Annotated in this window: 14 protein-coding genes, 1 pseudogene and 1 riboswitch; of the genes and pseudogenes, 10 read left to right on the top strand and 5 right to left on the bottom strand. The window is 67.3% G+C overall.

The genetic code is table 11. From position 1 onward, the window contains the following. Positions 1-753 precede the first annotated feature (753 nt). The 5 genes from ACWDKQ_RS14055 (at position 754) to ACWDKQ_RS14035 (ending at position 5,489) form a co-directional block, all read left to right on the top strand. Positions 754-1,947, top strand: coding sequence for a terminase TerL endonuclease subunit (locus ACWDKQ_RS14055; RefSeq protein ID WP_450139146.1), 1,194 nt, complete (start codon positions 754-756; stop codon positions 1,945-1,947). Between the two features lie 741 nt (positions 1,948-2,688). Beyond that, positions 2,689-3,330 carry a hypothetical protein gene (locus tag ACWDKQ_RS14050; RefSeq protein ID WP_450139145.1) on the top strand — a complete coding sequence of 214 codons (642 nt, stop codon included), beginning with the start codon at positions 2,689-2,691 and terminating at the stop codon, positions 3,328-3,330. A 238-nt stretch (positions 3,331-3,568) separates the two neighbouring features. Next, positions 3,569-3,937, top strand: coding sequence for a hypothetical protein (locus tag ACWDKQ_RS14045; protein WP_450139144.1), 369 nt, complete (start codon positions 3,569-3,571; stop codon positions 3,935-3,937). A gap of 218 nt (positions 3,938-4,155) precedes the next feature. Further along, the gene (locus tag ACWDKQ_RS14040) at positions 4,156-4,905 is read left to right on the top strand and encodes a hypothetical protein (protein WP_450139143.1); all 750 of its coding nucleotides are present in this window, start codon (positions 4,156-4,158) and stop codon (positions 4,903-4,905) included. Positions 4,906-5,012: 107 nt separating this feature from the next. Then, entirely contained in the window at positions 5,013-5,489 is a 477-nt protein-coding gene (locus tag ACWDKQ_RS14035) for a hypothetical protein (protein WP_450139142.1), read from the top strand. A 259-nt stretch (positions 5,490-5,748) separates the two neighbouring features. On the opposite strand, the gene ACWDKQ_RS14030 is transcribed toward ACWDKQ_RS14035, so the two are convergent. Beyond that, positions 5,749-6,018 (bottom strand): DUF1876 domain-containing protein, encoded by a 270-nt coding sequence (locus ACWDKQ_RS14030; protein ID WP_093262932.1) that lies wholly within the window; start codon positions 6,016-6,018, stop codon positions 5,749-5,751. A 417-nt stretch (positions 6,019-6,435) separates the two neighbouring features. Then, a riboswitch (cobalamin riboswitch) is annotated at positions 6,436-6,560 on the top strand. A 77-nt stretch (positions 6,561-6,637) separates the two neighbouring features. On the opposite strand from ACWDKQ_RS14030, the gene ACWDKQ_RS14025 reads away from it, so the two are divergent. The 4 genes from ACWDKQ_RS14025 to cobA are packed head-to-tail and all read left to right on the top strand — an operon-like array spanning position 6,638 to position 10,437. Beyond that, entirely contained in the window at positions 6,638-7,690 is a 1,053-nt protein-coding gene (locus ACWDKQ_RS14025) for a HoxN/HupN/NixA family nickel/cobalt transporter (RefSeq protein WP_450139141.1), read from the top strand. Continuing rightward, a complete protein-coding gene (locus ACWDKQ_RS14020; protein ID WP_450139140.1) occupies positions 7,687-8,346 on the top strand; it encodes a precorrin-8X methylmutase in 660 nt (219 codons plus the stop codon). The genes ACWDKQ_RS14025 and ACWDKQ_RS14020 overlap by 4 nt, the downstream gene beginning before the upstream one ends. After that, positions 8,343-9,248 carry a sirohydrochlorin chelatase gene (locus tag ACWDKQ_RS14015; protein WP_450139139.1) on the top strand — a complete coding sequence of 302 codons (906 nt, stop codon included), beginning with the start codon at positions 8,343-8,345 and terminating at the stop codon, positions 9,246-9,248. The genes ACWDKQ_RS14020 and ACWDKQ_RS14015 overlap by 4 nt, the downstream gene beginning before the upstream one ends. Next, positions 9,229-10,437, top strand: a complete 1,209-nt coding sequence (gene cobA / locus ACWDKQ_RS14010) for a uroporphyrinogen-III C-methyltransferase (RefSeq protein WP_450139138.1) — start codon at positions 9,229-9,231, stop codon at positions 10,435-10,437. The genes ACWDKQ_RS14015 and cobA overlap by 20 nt, the downstream gene beginning before the upstream one ends. A gap of 492 nt (positions 10,438-10,929) precedes the next feature. Here cobA and ACWDKQ_RS14005 read toward each other — a convergent pair whose 3' ends face one another. From ACWDKQ_RS14005 to ACWDKQ_RS13990, 4 genes and pseudogenes are all read right to left on the bottom strand, one after another. Next, complete coding sequence (locus ACWDKQ_RS14005; RefSeq protein WP_450139137.1) at positions 10,930-12,606, bottom strand: DEAD/DEAH box helicase; 1,677 nt, start codon at positions 12,604-12,606, stop codon at positions 10,930-10,932. Positions 12,607-12,832: 226 nt separating this feature from the next. Continuing rightward, positions 12,833-13,678: pseudogene (locus ACWDKQ_RS14000) on the bottom strand (RIO1 family regulatory kinase/ATPase domain-containing protein). A gap of 356 nt (positions 13,679-14,034) precedes the next feature. Continuing rightward, positions 14,035-14,778: a peroxide stress protein YaaA gene (yaaA, locus tag ACWDKQ_RS13995; RefSeq protein WP_450139167.1), complete on the bottom strand. Its 744-nt coding sequence runs from the start codon at positions 14,776-14,778 to the stop codon at positions 14,035-14,037. Between the two features lie 577 nt (positions 14,779-15,355). Further along, positions 15,356-15,709 (bottom strand): VOC family protein, encoded by a 354-nt coding sequence (locus ACWDKQ_RS13990; RefSeq protein WP_450139136.1) that lies wholly within the window; start codon positions 15,707-15,709, stop codon positions 15,356-15,358. Positions 15,710-15,833: 124 nt separating this feature from the next. Between ACWDKQ_RS13990 and ACWDKQ_RS13985 the strand changes: the two genes are divergently transcribed. Beyond that, complete coding sequence (locus tag ACWDKQ_RS13985; protein WP_450139135.1) at positions 15,834-17,579, top strand: proline--tRNA ligase; 1,746 nt, start codon at positions 15,834-15,836, stop codon at positions 17,577-17,579. Positions 17,580-17,637: the final 58 nt, after the last annotated feature.

Genomic DNA, 17,637 nt, shown 5'->3' with positions numbered 1-17,637 from the left:
TTCGACGGGGCGATCAAGGTTGTGGTCGCCCCGTCGGCTCTTTGTGCTGGTCTAGACGCTTCGCAGTGCACCGTATCTCTCAGATGAAAGAACTTTTACGGAGTCCTTGTGGTGTCTTTGCGGTGCCTTCGCGTGGCCTATGTTGTGCCTTCGCGCGATCTTGCTAGCGATCTATCTTCGTTGACGTTCTCCCGATCTGCGGTTAAAGATCGAAGACACAACGGGGACGAGCACGGCGCAAACATCATGCAAGGCCAATCAAAGATCAGTATGCCCTCCGGGAAGGGGCCCGGTGGCTGTCGCAAGGAGTTACTAGTTGCCCAAAGGAGAGGCTCGCCCGTCCGGGGTGCGGGCAATCGAAGATCCGTCGAGTGAAATCGTACTTCCGGGAACGTCTGTGTATCTCTACCTCGGGCAGGAAGTTGTCACCCGGAGGGGAGCTCAAGAAATCCTGGGAATTGGCTCGAAGGCAATGCGAGAGCTGGTCACCAACGGCGGAATTGCTCTCTTTCGCGAAGGGGTGGGTCGCCAGTGCGATCTGATCGAGGTCGCCGCTACCGCGATCAGATGCGGGCGCGGGGCCTGCAGGAGCGGGATCGGCGGGCGAGGAACGCCAAGCGGTCACGGCTTCAGTGATTCGGCCGCTGATTTGACGAACAAACTTTCGAGAAAGTATGGAGAGTTCAACGTCCGGCAGGTCGGGATGGTCCAAATTGCCTAGTTCATGAGCGCACCGGCTCCTACTACGAAGTTGTGGCCGCTGACGCGGCCGGGAACCTTGGGCACAACCCGCATGGCGTGGTCTTCGATGAGGTGCTGACCCAGCGCGATGCGCGGCTGTGGGATGCGATGCGCACCGGGATGGGCACGCGGATGCAGCCGATGATGATCGCCGCCACGACTGCTGGCGATGACCCGGCGAGCTTCGCCCGCAGCGAGCACGACGAGTGCGTGCGGATCATGGAGGACCCAGACCGCGCCCGGCACCGCTTCGCCTACGTCCGCAACGTCCCCGAGGACGCTGATCCATGGGACGAGACGAACTGGCCGCTGGCGAACCCCGCGCTCGGCGACTTCCTGTCGATTCGGTCCCTGCGGCAGGAGGCCGAGGAGGCGAAGAACGACCCCAGCAAGGAGAACGCGTTCCGGCAGTACCGGCTGAACCAGTGGGTTCAGCAGTCCCACCGCTGGATGCCGATGCACCTCTACCGCCAGTGCGCGGGCACCGTCGCCCCGGCACCGGACTGGCTGCGCGCCGAGCTGACCGGCCACCGGGCCTACGGCGGCCTCGACCTCGCAGCCAAGCTCGACATGACCGCCTGGGCGCTGCTGATCCCCGACGGCCTGAACGGAATGCCGTCGATGCTGTGGCGCTTCTGGCTCCCGGAATCTGCGGTGCAGTTCCTCGACGGCCGGACCAACGGGCGGGTCTCGCAGTGGGCCGAGGGCGGATGGATCACCGTCACCCCGGGCGACGTCATCGACTACGACGTCATCGACTACGACGTCATCGACTACGACGTCATCGACTACGACGTCATCGACTACGACATCACCGCCGACTGCCGCGACTTCCGCGTCATGGACGCCGGATACGACGAATGGTCCGGTGAACCGGTGCGGCAGGAGATCCAAAAGAAAACCCGACTCGACCTCGTATCGATCCCACAGACCTACCGCGGCCTGACCTACGGCATGACCGAGCTGATGGCGCTCACCAAGTCGCGCGGCTGGACCCACCACGCCAACCCGGTCGCCGAGTGGTGCTTCGACGCCGTGGAAGTCCGCCACCCACCCGGCGACGCAGACCAGCTCCGCCCCGACAAGCCCGACCGCGCCGCCGTCGGCAAGCGCATCGACGCCGTACCAACGGCCGCGATGGCTGTCACGCGCTGGCGTGAGCTGGCGCAGAAGCACGGACGATCAACCCGCTTGATCGTCCGGTAGGTCGGTTGTTGCAGCAGGGATTCCTGTTCTTGAGGTCATCTAAGCAGAAGCACTCAGGGGCTTGAGTGAACCAGCGGGTATACCAGCCTCCACCTAAAGACGAAGATCCATCATGATGTCCGATGGAAAAGTACCGTCGGCAAAGCAAACTCACGTTGGAGGATTAGCCGATGATGACGGGCAGACTGCGTCGTGGTTTGGCGATCGCGACAGTTTCAGGAGGCCTAGCCGCTGCTCTGGCTGGCACCGCAGGAGCCGCTCCTCAGTCCTACGTCGAGTCTGACAATATTTTTCCGAAAAATCCAGCCGTCCGGAATCAGCTAATTAGAGATTGCTTGCGGACGCCGAGCGTCCCTGCGGGAAATCTAGTTCTCAGTCTCGTTAACGCCCCGGGCGGCGAAGTTAAGTTGCTCTGCGGAAACGAAGTGTTCGGAGCTCGTCATATTCACGCAGGGCACCCGATTAACAATTCGGATGCCTTCGCGGCTTGCTGGTTGACCATTATAGCCACCAATAACACTCGGCCAGGAAGTGGCCCCAACGGCAGTACGGAGTGGCATTTCACTTACGGCGTCGGTAAGGAGGCGGTAGTCGTCACCGATAATGCCGACCGCGACACCTTGACTGCGTACACGTCGGGCTCGGGTGGCCACGCGGACTGGGAAGGATGCGCAGCCACCCTGTGAGCAGTATTCGTTTGGCACACCCAGCGATCACTGGGTGTGCCATACTCGCAGGATGGTGGATCACGGCATCCGGTATGCACAACCTTCCGATGACCAGGTAGAACGACTGACCCGCGAACTCATTGTTCGCCCGCATGACACGCCGGAGGACAGTTCGGTAGCCAAGATGGTTGAGTGGTTCCGGGCTGAGCGCGACAAGGGCGGAGCCGAACTCGCAGGTTTTCACATCGCGAAACATCCAGTTTTCGATTCATTCGCCGGTCGCAATGCTTTGAATAGCCCTAATGTGATCGAGTCCGTGCTCGCGCATGACGCTATTCGTGACTCATTGCCACACTTCCAGATTTCCAGCCCCATTAAATACAGGGATTTTGGGCGAAAGTTGCGCGGCTGGAATGTTGTGTGGCCTTACCAAATCGCGGGCGACTGGGCAACCTACTTGGATTCAGGTGGATTCTATGTGAATCCCGACCGTGCCACAAAAAGTGATCGCGAGGCGCGTGGCGCTGCTGCTATGAACACGGCAACGTCTGCATATAGAGCTCTCACTGGTGATCGCTACCTTCCTGATGTTTGCGCCTACCGCAGCACGGATGCTTGGTGCGAATGGTTTCCTGGTGTTTTCAATGGGACATGGGTGGTGTACGACGCGGGCTACCGCCTGCTGTGGCTTCTAGCGATCACTGATATGGATTAACGTCCTAGATTTTCATCGACACCTATCGCAGCTGCCCAGACGATCGCCTCCCCGAAGACGATGAGTGACTGAGCAAGTAGCCAGCGCGGCAGTGACCTAACAGTCTTGCAAGACGTACGGCCTGGATTCGGCGGGGTGGTCCGCACGCATTCTCCTTGGCGGGTAGTGCCGCACCCTGCGGCAGATCGCCGTGACTTCTGCATCCGCCCCTTCGCACCGAACGGACGGGGGTGGTCTGGTGGCGATCGGTGACGCTCCCACGCAGGTCGAGCAGCAGTGGCTGACCCGGTTGGTTCTGCAGCACAACGCCGAACTGCCGGAGCTGCATGGGCTTCTGGCGTACTACGAAGGTCGTCAGCGGCTGTCCTACATGCACCCGGAGCTGGTGGAGACGCTGGACGAGCGAGTCCGCCAGGTAGTGATCAACTGGCCCCGTCTTGTGGTCGACGCACTGGAAGAGCGCATCGACCTGCAGGGGTTCCGGCTCGGCGGTAAGCCCGAGCTGGACGCCAACCTGGACCACGTCGCGCAGTACAACGACCTCGACGCCGGGTACCAGCAGGCGCACGTGACCGCGATGGTGATGAACCGTGGGAGCGGGGCGTAATCAGGTGGCCAGCTGCGCGCTACCGCGCAGCGCTTCGTGCTGTCCTTGAAGTTGCAACCGACGCCGAGCTTGGGTTTAGGAAGGGAAGCGGCGGGTGTAACACGGAAGACGTGGACCGCAAAACGTTTCTACGAACCACCCTTGGGCTCGGAGCGAGCGCTGCGCTGGCACGCGCAACGCCAGTCGCTCCGGCGCTGGAAGGTGGCCAGGATGATCTCGTGTCGGCAGTCGCAGGTCCGACTCAGGACTACCGGCGCATGGAATCCAGCGTCTCGTCTCAGTACCTCGCTCCGGCCGCCGAAGGGCATCTACGACTGGCCAAGCAAGTGGTGCACGAGAAGGTTCGGAACGGCAAGGGCTTTGCAACACTGAGCGAGATCGCTGGGCTCGCAGCATGGCTTGCGGCAGATCGAGGAGACTCAGCGACGGCTCGCGCTCGTTACAAGGAGAGCATTCGCTACGCGGAATCGTCTCGAAATTCGCTGCTGGTTTCCTGCATGACAGCCAGCTTGGGCCACTACGCAGTGGAGATGGGTGATCCCCGCCAGGGGTTGCATCTGCTCGATCGGGCTGCGAAGTACCACGACAATCGCACTCCGGCTGCCGCACGCGCATGGTTGGCCTCCTTGCGCGCTGTCGCGTTCGGAGCGATGGGAGATCGAGCGCAGACGTTTGACGCGCTCCGAACAGCTCAGCGCAACACCGACCGCCAGGCCAGCGATGCCCAGTGGCCGTGGCTGTTCGCGTTCACCTCTGCCAAAGCAGCTCGATACCAGTCGACCGCGCTTGCGGCCCTGGGCGATCACGCGGGTTCCCGTGCGGCCTATGCAGCCTCGATTCCCACGATCACTGCGCCCAAGCCGTTGGCGCTTGCGAAGGTCGAGCACGCCAGTCTCATGGTGTCTATGCGGCAAGAGGACGAAGCGTGTCGTCTCGCTGAAGTGGTCCCCGGGAGTTGGACTCGTTAATCAAGAGTCTAGGCGGCGAGGGTCTAATTCCGGGATGACCACGAAGTGCGGCGACGCCAACCTGCTCGACCGGATGTTGATCGACCTCTACGACTGAAGGAGTCACTGTGACGCGACTTGCTGTGACGGGACACCGCGGGTTGCCGCAGCAGACCACCACGCTGGTGGACCATGCGCTTCGCGCCGAGCTAGCGAAGTACGGCGAATCCCTGACCGGGCTGAGTTGCATCGCTGATGGAGCGGATGCCCTCTTCGCCCGTGCTGTCCTCGATCAAGGCGGGTCGCTGATCATCATCGTTCCAGCAGTCAACTACCGTGAGAAGCTCCCCGAAGAGCACCACGCCGACTACGACGAACTGTTCAGTCAGGCCTCGAAGATCATTCGGCTCGACTTCCCCGACTCGACCTCCGAGTCCCACATGGCGGCCAGCGTCAAGATGATCGAGCTGGCAGATCGCCTCGTCGCAGTGTGGGACGGCAAGCTCGCTCGTGGCTACGGGGGTACGGCTGATGTTGTGGATGCTGCTCGTGAGCGTGACCTCCCGGTTACCGTCATCTGGCCGGATGGAGCCGAGCGGGACTAGCCCTCGAACTTGCGCGTAGCAGCCGCCGCAACCTGTGGATCTTGGGCGTAGCAGCCAGGTAGCAGCGCAGGTCCAGCAAGGCCGTGACCAGGCAATACCAAAGGCACCACAAGGTCATGCAGTGATATTTTGGGGAAGGCTCAAAGAGCCGCAATGACCTGGGATAACACGAACAGCACAGCTCATCGGGCTGCAGTTCTAGGTGAAGGGCACCTTCGGGGAGCAGTTCAGACCGCCGAAGATGCCCTTCACCTGTGCGTCAGGCGGGCAGGTGCACGCGGCGGTGCAGGCGCTCGCCGATGTCGTTGGCCGCGTTGTCCAGCAACTTGTGCGCCAGCTCGAACAGCGCGCGGGCGATCGCGATCTCGTCGCCGATCTGCGGTACCTCCGGGTCGTCCGGGTGGCGTCGCGCAGTGCCGTGGCCGTGCAGCGCCTGACCGCCCGGTGTGGTGAAACCGACGTCGGCGGTGGTCTTCGCGCCCGCCTCCACGACCTGCAGGTTCAACGTGATGGTGTGGGTCTCGTTCATGGTCGCCTCCTGTCCCCGTCGGCCCGCGTACCCGCAGGCCATCGAGGTCGCCGTAGTCCAAGCATGCGCTGGCCGACCGCAACCGCGAAAGAGCGGACCGCACGCACTACGGGCGCCGGCGATCGGCCGCGCAGATTGGTAAGTCGGACGTACCCAATCAGGCTGTGTCGTCAAACAAACGGCGCAGCCGAGGGCCTCCGCGAATCGGTTTGCACCGCAGGCGGGCGGCGCTGGCGGGGTTCTGGATCCGTCCCGCCCTGCGGCACTTCTGGGAAAGTCGTGCGGCGATTTCGCGCGGGATCGCCGCCCCAGGCACCCGGTCCGCGCGCCACCGCCCGCAGCGGATCATCGCCGGGATCGTCATCAGGGGGTTTGACCTCGTGTCGTGGGCAGGGAAAGATACGGCCGCCGACAGTGCAGGAACCCGGTGCGAATCCGGGACGGTCCCGCCACTGTGACCGGGGAGTGGGCCCCACTCGTTGCCACGGCTGCCAGCAGCTGGAAGGCAGGGGAACCACGTCGATCCGGGAGTCAGGAGACTGCGCGTCGGCCCCGCGTCGCGCCGCGACGCGCGGACACCGAGCCCCTCGGGCGGGAAACCCTGGAGGTCGGAGATCCCATGTCTTGGGATGCCGAAGCGAGTCGGCCGCAGGCCGGTTGGGGCGCCACCGAGCGCCGGAAAGCAGCGGTCGTGCTGGTCGCCGTCGGGACGCTCCACCTAGCGGGCTGGAGCGCCTACCTGCTGCAGCAGGAATCGTTCAGCGCGGTCGGTGGGCTGGCCGCCGCCGGGACTACGGCGTACCTGCTCGGCCTGCGCCACGGGTTCGACGCGGATCACGTCGCGGTGATCGACGACGCGACGAGGCTGCTGATGCAGCGCGGCCGCCGACCGGTGTCGACCGGCATGTGGTTCGCGCTCGGGCACGCCAGCGTCGTGCTGTTCCTCGCCGTCGCGATCGCCTTCATCGCCGGACCCGCTGCGCAGAAGTGGGCCGAACAAGCCGGGGTGCAGGTCGCCACCGTCGTGGACCTGATCGTGATCGCCGTGCTGAGCACGTTGGCCGTGCTCAATGCGCTGGTGCTGCGCGATGCGCTGCGGTTGCTGAGCCGCGCCCGCCGCGGCGCGGTCGAGGAGACCGAGGTCGAACTGGTATTGGGGCGGCGCGGCCTGCTCGCCCGGCTGCTGCGCGGGCGGATGCGCGGCGTCGGCCGCTCCTGGCACCTGTTCGGCATCGGGCTGCTGTTCGGGCTCGGCATGCAGACGGCCACCGAGATCACGGTGCTGGCCATGGTGTCGCCGACCGAGCACCTGTCCGCCATCGCGGTGCTGAGCCTGCCGCTGCTGTTCGCCGCCGGCATGTGCACAGTAGACAGCGTGGACGGGATGCTGATGTCCCGCGCCTACACTTGGTCGCTGGCGCGGCCCCTGCGGCGGCTGTGGGTGAACGTGACCACCACGGCCCTGACCGTCGTGCTGGCCGTCGTGATCGCCTTCATCGTCCTCTGTGGACTGCTGGCGGAGCACGGGCTGTTGTTCCTGGACGGGATCGCGGCCGTGAGCGACCAGTTCGAACTGCTCGGCTACATCACGCTCGGGCTGTTCCTGGCGGTCTGGGGCGGGGCGGCGCTGTGGTGGCGCCTCACATCTCGGAAGGAACCGGAAGTCGAATGAGCGGCGGTTTCGCAACAGCCGGGGAAAGCAGCGGCGGCACTCCAGCCGACCGCACCGTGCACCCGATAGAGACAGAGTCCTACCGGATCATGCGGGCCAGGGCCGATTTCGCCCACTTCCCGCCGTTGACCAGGGCGGTCGTCGAGCGCGTCGTGCACACCACCGCGGACCCGAGCTGGACCGGCGAAGTCGTCGCCGGCGAAACCGCGCTGCGGACCGGGCGGGCGGCGCTGCTCGACGGCGCGCCGCTGATCACCGACGTGCGCATGGTCGCGGCTGGAATCACCGCGCGCCCGACCGAAATCGGCCTGGAACGCTCCGGCGTCGCCGAGCTCGCCGCGACCGCCGGCTTGACTCGCTCGGCGGCGGGCATCCGGCTGGCCGCCGAAGAACACCCCGACGGCGCGGTGTGGGCCATCGGAAACGCCCCGACCGCGCTGTTCGAGCTGATCCGCCTTGCCGAGACCGGCCGGCTCAACCCAGCGCTCGTCGTCGGCGTCCCGGTCGGCTTCGTCGGCGCGGTCCACGCCAAAGCCGCGCTGCGGCGTAGCGGCCTACCGGCCGTTACCACTTTGACCGAACGCGGCGGTGCGGCCATCGCCGCCGCCGCGATCAACGCCCTCCTCTACTGGGCAGAACCTGGAGGTAATCGGTGACCGAACCGCTGCTGGTCGTGGGCCACGGCACGGTGGACGAAGGTGGTGTGACGGAGTTCCACGCCTTCCTCGACCGCCTGCGCACCCGGATGTCGGCCGCAGGCGTCGACACCGCAGGCGGGTTCATCGAGCTGTCCGCCCCTGCGGTCACCGAAGCCTGGAGCGAACTCACCGCCCGCGGCCACCGCCGGATGGCCGCCGTGCCGCTCGTGCTCGTCGCCGCCGGACACGGCAAGGGCGACATCCCGGCCGCGCTGGAACGCGAAGTCCGTCGACACCCTGGCACGTCGTTCGTGTTCGGCCGCCCGCTCGGACCGCACCCGATCCTCCTAGAACTGCTCGCCGAACGGATCGAGGCCGTGGTACCGCGCGCCGACTGGCCCGACACCGCCGTGGTGCTCGTCGGCCGCGGCTCCACCGACCCGGACGCCAACGCCGAAGTGTGCAAGGTCTCACGGCTCTTGCAGGAGACCTGCGGCTTCGACACGGTAGAAACCGCGTTCATCTCCCTGGCACCACCGGACGTCGCCGGTGGGCTGGAACGAGCTCGCAGGCTCGGGGCGAAGCGGATCGTGGTTGCCCCGTACTTCCTGTTCGACGGCGTGCTTCCGCAGCGCGTGGTCGACCAGGCCCGCGAGTACGCCAGCTCCGCGTCGGACATCGACGTCCGCGTCGCCGGATACCTGGGAGACTGCGACGCCCTGGTGGACCTCATCGTGGAGCGCTACCACGAGGCCCTGCACGGCGACATCCGGATGAACTGCGACACCTGTGCCTACCGGGTGCTGCTGCCGGGATTCGAGGACAAACTGGGCGCACCGCAGACACCGCACCACCACCCCGACGATCCGACCGGACACGGTCACGGACACGGACACGCACATGGCCACACAACCCGATAATCACTACCTCGCGGGACTCGACCTCACCGGGCGCCGAGTCGTCGTGATCGGCGCGGGTACTGTCGCGCAGCGGCGGCTACCCCGGCTGATCAGCGCCGGAGCAGCGGTCGAGGTGATCGCCCCGGAGGCGACCCCGGCGGTGGAGGCCCTGGCCGACGCCGGGGAGATCACCTGGAGCCGACGCGGGTACCGCGACGGCGACCTCGACGGGGCCTGGTACGCGGTGGCAGCCGCGTCCGACGACGCGGTAAACGCCGCGGTCGGAGCGGAAGCGCAGCGGCGCCGCGTGTTCTGCGTGCGGACGGACCGCGCGACCGAAGGAAGCGCGGTGACGCCCGCAGTGGCGGAGCACGACGGGCTGCTGCTCGGAATGCTCGCCGGCGGCAAGCCGCGGCGCAGCGCGGCGGTACGCGACGCTTTGCTGGAGGCGCTGCAGGCCGGAGTCGTCGACGAGCACGCCGAGCCGCAGGAGGCGGGCGTGGCGCTGGTCGGCGGCGGCCCGGGGGCGCCGGACCTGATCACGGTGCGCGGGCGCCGCCTTCTGGCCAAGGCGGACATGGTGATCACTGATCACCTCGCGCCGCGGGAGTTGCTGGAGGAGTTGGGGCCGCACGTCGAGGTCGTCGACGCCTCCAAGATTCCCTACGGCCGAGCCGCCAACCAGGAGGTCATCAACCGCACGTTGATCGACAACGCGCGGGCGGGCAAGTTCGTGGTTCGCCTCAAGGGCGGCGACCCGTACGTCTTCGGTCGCGGTTTCGAGGAACTGCTGGCGTGCGCCGAAGCCGACGTGCCGGTCACGGTCGTGCCCGGTGTGACCAGTGCCTTCGCGGCCCCGGCGGTCGCCGGCGTGCCGGTGACGCATCGGGGAGTGGCCCACGAGGTGGTGGTCGTCTCGGGGCACGTCGCGCCCGATGACGAACGTTGCCTGGTGGACTGGACGGCGCTGGCGCGGCTGCGCGGCACCCTCGTGCTGCTCATGGCGGTGCAACGCATCGAGGCTTTCGCGGGAACCCTGATCAAGAACGGCCGCCCGGCGGACACCCCGGTGGCGGTGGTCCAGGAAGGCACGACCAGCACCCAGCGCTCCCTGCGAACCACCCTTGCAGCGGTCGCCGAAGAAGTTCGGGCCAACAACATCAAGCCCCCGGCAGTGGTCGTCATCGGCCCGGTCGCAGCACTGAAATAGGGAATTCTTCGGATCGGGTGGAGGCGGGTAGTGGTGACCAGGTGAGCGGGACGCGGTGAGCTGTGCACGACGACTCCTGCCTGGTCGTTAGTTGTGCAGGTGCACCCCGGGAGTCTCTTGGGCTTCTATGGCAACCAAAGACTCACGGCATCTCGCCTGCGGAAACAGGAGGGCGGCCCGCACAAGCGCCAGTTCTGGTGGTCCAGAACTGACAGTCACTGGTCCTCAGCGGACCGATAGTCGCAATAGACACGGCGGGCTGGTCCCGCGTGCGACTGAGCTCTTGGCCGGGCTTTCGACCACTAAGCCGATGCCGCGATGCCCGGGAGAGTCGCGGCATCGCGGCGGCGCTGGCAATCGACGTTCATCCGGGTCTACGTGGACGCCACCCCTGGACGAGCACTTCAAGGGAGCTTGGGCGCAATCCCTGGTGGAACTGCGCCCAAGCTGCCGATGTCTTGAGGTCGGCGCGGTTCGCTGCGGACTCGGCGCCTACGTGCGGTCGCGTCGCATTCCGCCGCGGTCGTTGCGGGCGCTGTGGGCGCTGTGGCCTCCCCGCCCGCTCCGGCCCGACGGGCCGTGCGCGTTGCGGCCGCCTCCGCCGCTGCCGCGGCCTCCGGCTTCGCTGTGGCCTCCGGCCGCTGCGCGTCCGCCGTCGGCGCCGCCGCGACGGCTCTGACCGCTGACGCCTCGCTCCGCACGGCGCGGCCCGCGCCCGCGGGGCTCGCCCCGGCGTCCGCCGGGCTCGTAAGACGAGCGCTGCGCTGCGCCCGCGTCGCGCCCGCGCGACGCTTCACCTTGCTTCGCCCCACGGCTACGCCGCGCTTCATCGTGCTGCGCACCGCGGTTGCGCGGTGCTTCGCGTTTCGGGGTGGCGATGGCGACGCCGTTGGGTTCGCGGGCGCCGGTAAGGCGCGCCAGTTCGGCGTCTTCCGGGCTGACCGCGGTGGTCGTGGCCGTCACGCCGGCTTGGTTCGCCATGGTTCGGAAGGCCTGCTTCTGGTCGTCGGTGACCAGTGTGACGACAGTGCCGGTCGCGCCCGCTCGGGCCGTGCGGCCCGCTCGGTGCAGGTAGTCCTTGGGGTCGGCCGGGGGTTCGACGTGCACCACGAGGCTGACATCGTCGACGTGGATGCCTCGCGCCGCGACGTTCGTCGCCACCAGGGTTTCGGTCTCGCCGCTCTTGAACTCGTCGAGGATGCGGGTTCGCGCGTTCTGGGCCTTGCCGCCGTGCAGTGCCCCGGCGCGGATTCCGACCGCGCGCAACTTCTTCGCCAGGCGGTCAGCATGGTGCTTGGTGCGCACGAACATGATCGTGCGCCCCTCGCGGGCCGCGATGCGGGCGAGCACAGCCTGCTTCTCGGCTGCGGACACCAGGAACTGGTGGTGCTCCATGCTGTCCACGCTCGCCGCCGAGGGCGCCAGCGAGTGCACCACCGGGTTGGTCATGTAACGCTCGACCAGCTTGTCGACGTCGCCGTCCAGCGTCGCGGAGAACAGCAGGCGCTGGCCGTCGGCGGGGACCAGGTCGAGCAGTTCCCGGACCTGCGGCAGGAAGCCCATGTCCGCCATCTGGTCGGCCTCGTCGAGCGCGGTCCGCTCCACTTCGGACAGCACGCACGTGCCTTGGCGCACGTGGTCGGCTAGCCGGCCGGGCGTCGCGACGAGGACGTCCACGCCCCGGCGCAGCGTATCGACCTGCCGGGTGAACGACGTGCCGCCGACGACCTCGCGGACGTAGAGCCCGAGCGCCTTGGCCAGCGGCTTGAGCGCGTCCGTGACCTGCGTGGCCAGTTCGCGGGTGGGCACCAGCACCAGCCCGCGCGGGTGCAGCGGGCGGGCGTTGCCCCGCTGCATCGCCAGCAGGGGCAGGCCGAAGGCGAGCGTCTTGCCGGACCCGGTCTGGCCCCGGCCGAGCACGTCGCGGCCGGTCAACGCGTCCGGGATGGTCGCCGCCTGGATCGGGAATGCCTCGACCATCCCGTTGTCCGCCAGGGCGCGCACCAGGCGGTTGGGCAGCCCGAGCCGGTCGAAGGGCGCCGGGTCGACGGCCGTGACGCCGACCTCGTCGAACAGGCTCCGCTTCGGCGCAGGCTGCTGTGCCGGCGGGCGGCGTCGGCGGGGTCGGCGGGATGAGCGCGCGGGCGTGGTGAAAGAACTTGGTGACACGAAGAAACTCCCGGAAGACGGCGCGTCACGGGGAGGCTTCGCGGGGGGCCGCGTGCGATCTCAAGGACGAGCCCGGCGCGTTCGCGCCGATAGGTGGATTTCGAGTCCGTTGACTCGCGGTTGGGCCGGTGGTCCTCCCGGCCGGTTCGGTGCCGAGTCTAGCCGATCGTGCACAGTCGCCGGTGGCTGGCGTGCGCGGTGGCCAGACCCGGCGCTGAGACCGCGATCACATCCGTTTTCCCGCTGCGGTAGAGAGAACCGCGAGTTCCTCCAAGTCTGCCCGGTGCTCATCGGCGCCGCGGGCGCGGAACCAGCCGGCGATGTTGTCCACGTCACGTCGAAGGTAGGTGAGCCCCAGCGGATTCGCCGCCAGGTCGGCCACCTGCGGCAGGTCGATCAACATCAGCCGGCCGTCGTGCACCAGCACGTTGTACGCCGACAGGTCGCCATGGGTGAACCCCTGTTCGGCCAATACCACGAGCGCGTCGACGAGTTGCAACCAGAGCTCGTCGAGCTCGTCCGTGGTCGGGTGCAGCGCCGGGAGCCGCGGGGCCGCCGTGCCGTCGGCGGAGCCCACGAATTCCAGCAGGAGCGCGGTTCCGACGCGCTGCACGGGATAGGGCACCGGCGCACCGGCCGCCCACAGCGACGACAGCACGGAGAACTCCGCCACCGCCCGCTGCTGCGCGATCATGCCGCGGCCGAACTGCGTTGTTGCATCGCCCGCATCTCGCGAGACTTGCGCATCCGCCGGCCTTCCATGTATCCCGCGTCGCGGTGGAACATCCGGTGGTCCATGTCCAGGTACCGCTTCGCGGCGAGCAAGCAGGAGCGCCCGCCGGGAACCGACCGGCGCAGCAAGTGCACGTCGGCTTCCTTGCCGGGCTTCCGGACTCCCGCTCGTGGTCGACCGCGGCCAGCTCGGTCACCAGCCAGGACGGTTGCGGCCGCGGACCCCGGTGTCCCATGTGGACCGCCGGTCAGCATCGTCGGGCAGCTGTTGTGGCTCGGGCTCGTCGCGCAGCACGGCGAGCCGTTCGCGTTCTTCCTCGGTGAGTCGGCCGCGTCGCATCGGCTCGTTGTCGCACCGGAGCTTTTTCGGCTGCTTCTTGTTGCGGTTCTTGGTCGGCTTCGTGGTGCGGAACAGGTTCGGGTCGTACGCGTCTAAGAAGACAAGTCTGGTGCTCCTCAGGCGAAACCTCCGCCGGGCACCGCTGCTTCAGCGCACGGGAGGCGGAGGGATAAGAGTTCGGGTGTCATCGCGCGCGAAAACTCCGCGCACAGCCGTTGCAACGGCCACCATCACGAACCTCCCTCCTCGTGCTGTGCCAGCTCGCGGACAAGTCTCGACGATCAGCGCCCGGCGCAGCAACTGATTTTTCGCGGGCCGGTGCGCTGTATTAACTAGCCGAGCCCAGCGGCAGGCGTTCAGGCTTGAACGACGAGGCAGAGCTTGCGGGTGCCTTCGCGCTCCACGAGCAGGCCGGCGTCGTTGGCCACGTCGATGACGTCCTCGACCTCGGCGGGCACGTCCGGCGACTTGGCGAGCGCCCGCGCCAACTTCCCCTTGTGCGCCTTGTTGTGGTGGCTGACGACCTTGCGCTTGCCCGTCGCATCCTCAGACAGCACGCGCACCTCCACGGCGCTGGCAACCCTGGCCAACGCGGCGTAAGCGCCGGACCTCAGGTCGACGACGAGGTCATCGGCCGCGGCCAGCACCGGCTCCAGCGCCGGCCGCCACGCGCCGCGCAACGTGCCCAGACCAGGCAGCGAACTGCCGCCGGAGAGCCGGTAGGCCGGAATCGAGTCCGTGCCGTGCACGATGCCGAACAGCGCCGAGGCGACAGCAAGCCGAGCATCGGCCTGCTTGCGTTCCACCGCCGACAGCGAACGCACGTCGAGGGCGTCGTAGAGCACCCCGGTGTAGCGCTCCAAGGCCGGCGCGGTGGGCGAATCCCAGAGCTCGGAGTTGCGCCGGACCTCGTCGACCTGCCGCTGCGACAGCCCGAGCACCTCCAGGCTGGCAGGTACGTCGTCGGCCAAAGTGGACAGTGCCTCGATCAGCTTCCGCCTCGTGGGAGTCAACTCCGCGTGCGACAGGCCGTCCAGATCCAGTGGCGAGCCCGACCCGCCGACAGACTTGGTCTCCGAAGGAGGAAGCAGAACCAACACCCCACCAGAGTAATCGGCCACAACCCAACGCCGACGAGCCCCGTGCCCCCCGGGTTCACGCAATTCCCATTGAGGTGATCTCAGTAAGAAGTGTCTGGAGGGCGGCCTGCCGGAATGGGTGTGTGATCGGGTAGGGCTGGCCGGGGAGAGTGGGACGTGGGGTCCCTGGTAGAAGAAGTTCGACCAAGAAACGCCATTTCCGGTTGCGGAAGCTCGCCACGCCCGCCTTCTGGCCGCGCCACCTGGAGACCTACTGCGGGCGCATCGAGCTGGTGTACTCGTCGCGACAAGTACACCGAGCCGACTGCGTACTAGCGGCCCCTACTCGCGAATCTCCTGCTACAGCAGGTACGGGTCGTACCGCCACGGGGAGTGCAGCATGCGCGCGATCGGGTCGCTGGGCTTGGCGAAGAACCAGGTCAGCGCGCCGTGCACGAGCAGTCGGGTGCGGCGGCCGAGTTCCGCCCACCGGCTGTTGGCGGTGGGGGCCTGTCGCGCGGACGTCGGACCCCCTTCGCGAAACGGACCTACTTCGAGGTAACCGCAAGTGCGGCGGCTCGACGACGGGCCAACCGGATCAGTGTCCGCTCGCGACGCAGAACTCGTTGCCCTCCGGATCCGCAAGCACGGTCCACTGCAGGCCGTCGGGCCCGTCGTGCTCACCCAGTTCCGTCGCCCCCAGCTCGACGAGGCGACGCACCTCGGCCTGCCGGTCGGCGGCGTCCAGGTCCACGTGCGCCCGGTTCTTCCCGGCGCGCGGCTCGGGCACCCGCTGCAGCGCGAGCGCCACACCGCCCACCTTGTTCGCGGCGAGCATGACGAACTTCTCGTCACCGAAGACGACCGAGGTGTCCAAAGCCTGCGTCCAGAACTCGGCCAGCTTCCGGGGCGATGCGCAGTCGATCGTCACCATGCCGATACTCAATGCCATGGTGCGGAAGATATGCGCCGACCCCGACACGCGCCGGGTGACGCGGGTAATCCGCTGGTGGTGACCCCGGGGTGGGTCGCTACCCTGCCGTTGACGAATCAGGCCGGATGAGGAGCTAGTAGCCGTGATCACGAGGATGTCGACGTTGTTCCTGCGTACCCTGCGCGAGGATCCGGCCGACGCCGAGGTGCCGAGCCACAAGCTGCTCGTCCGCGCCGGCTACGTCCGCCGGATCGCGCCGGGCATCTACTCGTGGCTGCCGCTGGGCCTGCGGGTGCTGCGCAAGATCGAGGAGATCGTGCGTCAGGAGATGAACGCGATCGGAGCGCAGGAGATCCACTTCCCCGCGCTGCTGCCGAGGGAGCCCTACGAGGCCACGAACCGCTGGACCGAGTACGGCCCGAACCTTTTCCGGTTGAAGGACCGCAAGGGCGGCGACTACCTCCTCGGCCCGACGCACGAGGAACTGTTCGCGCTCACGGTCAAGGGCGAGTACAGCTCCTACAAGGACTACCCGGTCATGCTGTACCAGATCCAGACCAAGTACCGGGACGAGGAGCGGCCCCGCGCCGGCATTTTGCGCGGCCGCGAGTTCGTTATGAAGGACTCCTACTCCTTCGACCTCGATGACGAGGGGCTGGCCAACTCCTACCAGCTGCACCGCGACGCCTACATCCGGATCTTCGACCGGGTCGGGCTGCGCTACGTGATCGTCGCGGCGACCTCCGGCGCGATGGGCGGCTCGGCGTCCGAGGAGTTCCTCGCCGAGAGCGAGACCGGTGAGGACACCTTCGTTCGCAGCACCGGGTCGGGCTTCGCCGCCAACGTCGAGGCCGTGGTCACCCCCGCGCCGCCCGCCGAGCCGATCGAAGGCAAGGCGGCCGCCGAGGTCCACCACACCCCGAACACGCCGACCATCGAGACCTTGGTCGACTTCCTCAACGCCAACGCCGACCGCAAGTTCACCGCGGCTGACACGCTGAAGAACGTGCTGGTCAAGAGCCGGCAGCCGGGCTCGCAGGATTGGGAGTTGCTGGCCGTGGGCGTGCCCGGGGACCGCGAGGTCGACATGAAGCGGTTGGAGGCCTCGCTGGAGCCCGCCGAGGTGGCGCTGCTGGAGGAGGCCGACTTCACCGCCAACACGTTCCTGGTCAAGGGCTACATCGGCCCGAAGGCGCTGCAGGACAACGGGGTTCGCTACCTGGTCGACCCGCGCGTGGTGACCGGGACTGCTTGGGTCACCGGTGCGGACAAGGTCGACCACCACGTGGTGGACCTGCTGTGCGGCCGGGACTTCACCCCGGACGGCACCATCGAGGCCGCCGAGGTCCGCGAGGGCGACCCGTCGCCGGACGGCCAGGGCACCCTGGTCGCCGCGCGCGGTATCGAGATCGGCCACATCTTCCAGCTCGGCCGCAAGTACGCCGACGCGTTCTCGCTGGACGCGCTCGGCCAGGACGGCAAGCCGAAGCGGATCACCATGGGCTCCTACGGCGTCGGGGTTTCGCGGTTGGTCGCCGCGATCGCCGAGCAGAGCCACGACGAGCAAGGCCTGGTGTGGCCGCGCGAGGTGGCGCCCGCCGACGTGCACGTGGTGATCGCGGGCAAGGACGAGAGCGTCCGGGAGCGCGGCGAGGCCATCGCGGCCGAGCTCGACGCGGCCGGCGTACAGGTGATCCTGGACGACCGGACGGTGTCGCCGGGCGTGAAGTTCGCTGACTCCGAGCTCCTCGGGGTGCCGACGGTCCTGGTGGTCGGCAAGGGCTTGACCAAGGGCGTCGTCGAGGTCCGCGACCGGCGTTCGGGCGAGCGCGCGGAGGTCGAGGCCGACAACGCCGTGCCGCACCTCATCGAGGTCATCCGCGGCTGACCTGCGGGGACCTCGATTTGTGCATGTCCAACGCGGCTTCGGGTCTGTCCTCGTCAGG

Source organism: Saccharopolyspora sp. NPDC000995 (genome assembly GCF_053599315.1).
Note: the sequence above shows the minus strand (reverse complement) of the source record. Positions and strands in the feature narration are given on the sequence as shown.

Bases quoted from the DNA above. Each gene is read 5' to 3' on its own strand.
- ACWDKQ_RS14020 (WP_450139140.1), top strand. From the start codon at position 7,687: ATGAGCGGCGGTTTCGCAACAGCCGGGGAAAGCAGCGGCGGCACTCCA.
- cobA (WP_450139138.1), top strand. From the start codon at position 9,229: ATGGCCACACAACCCGATAATCACTACCTCGCGGGACTCGACCTCACC.
- ACWDKQ_RS14030 (WP_093262932.1), bottom strand. From the start codon at position 6,018: ATGAACGAGACCCACACCATCACGTTGAACCTGCAGGTCGTGGAGGCG.
- ACWDKQ_RS13990 (WP_450139136.1), bottom strand. From the start codon at position 15,709: ATGGCATTGAGTATCGGCATGGTGACGATCGACTGCGCATCGCCCCGG.
- ACWDKQ_RS14025 (WP_450139141.1), top strand. From the start codon at position 6,638: ATGTCTTGGGATGCCGAAGCGAGTCGGCCGCAGGCCGGTTGGGGCGCC.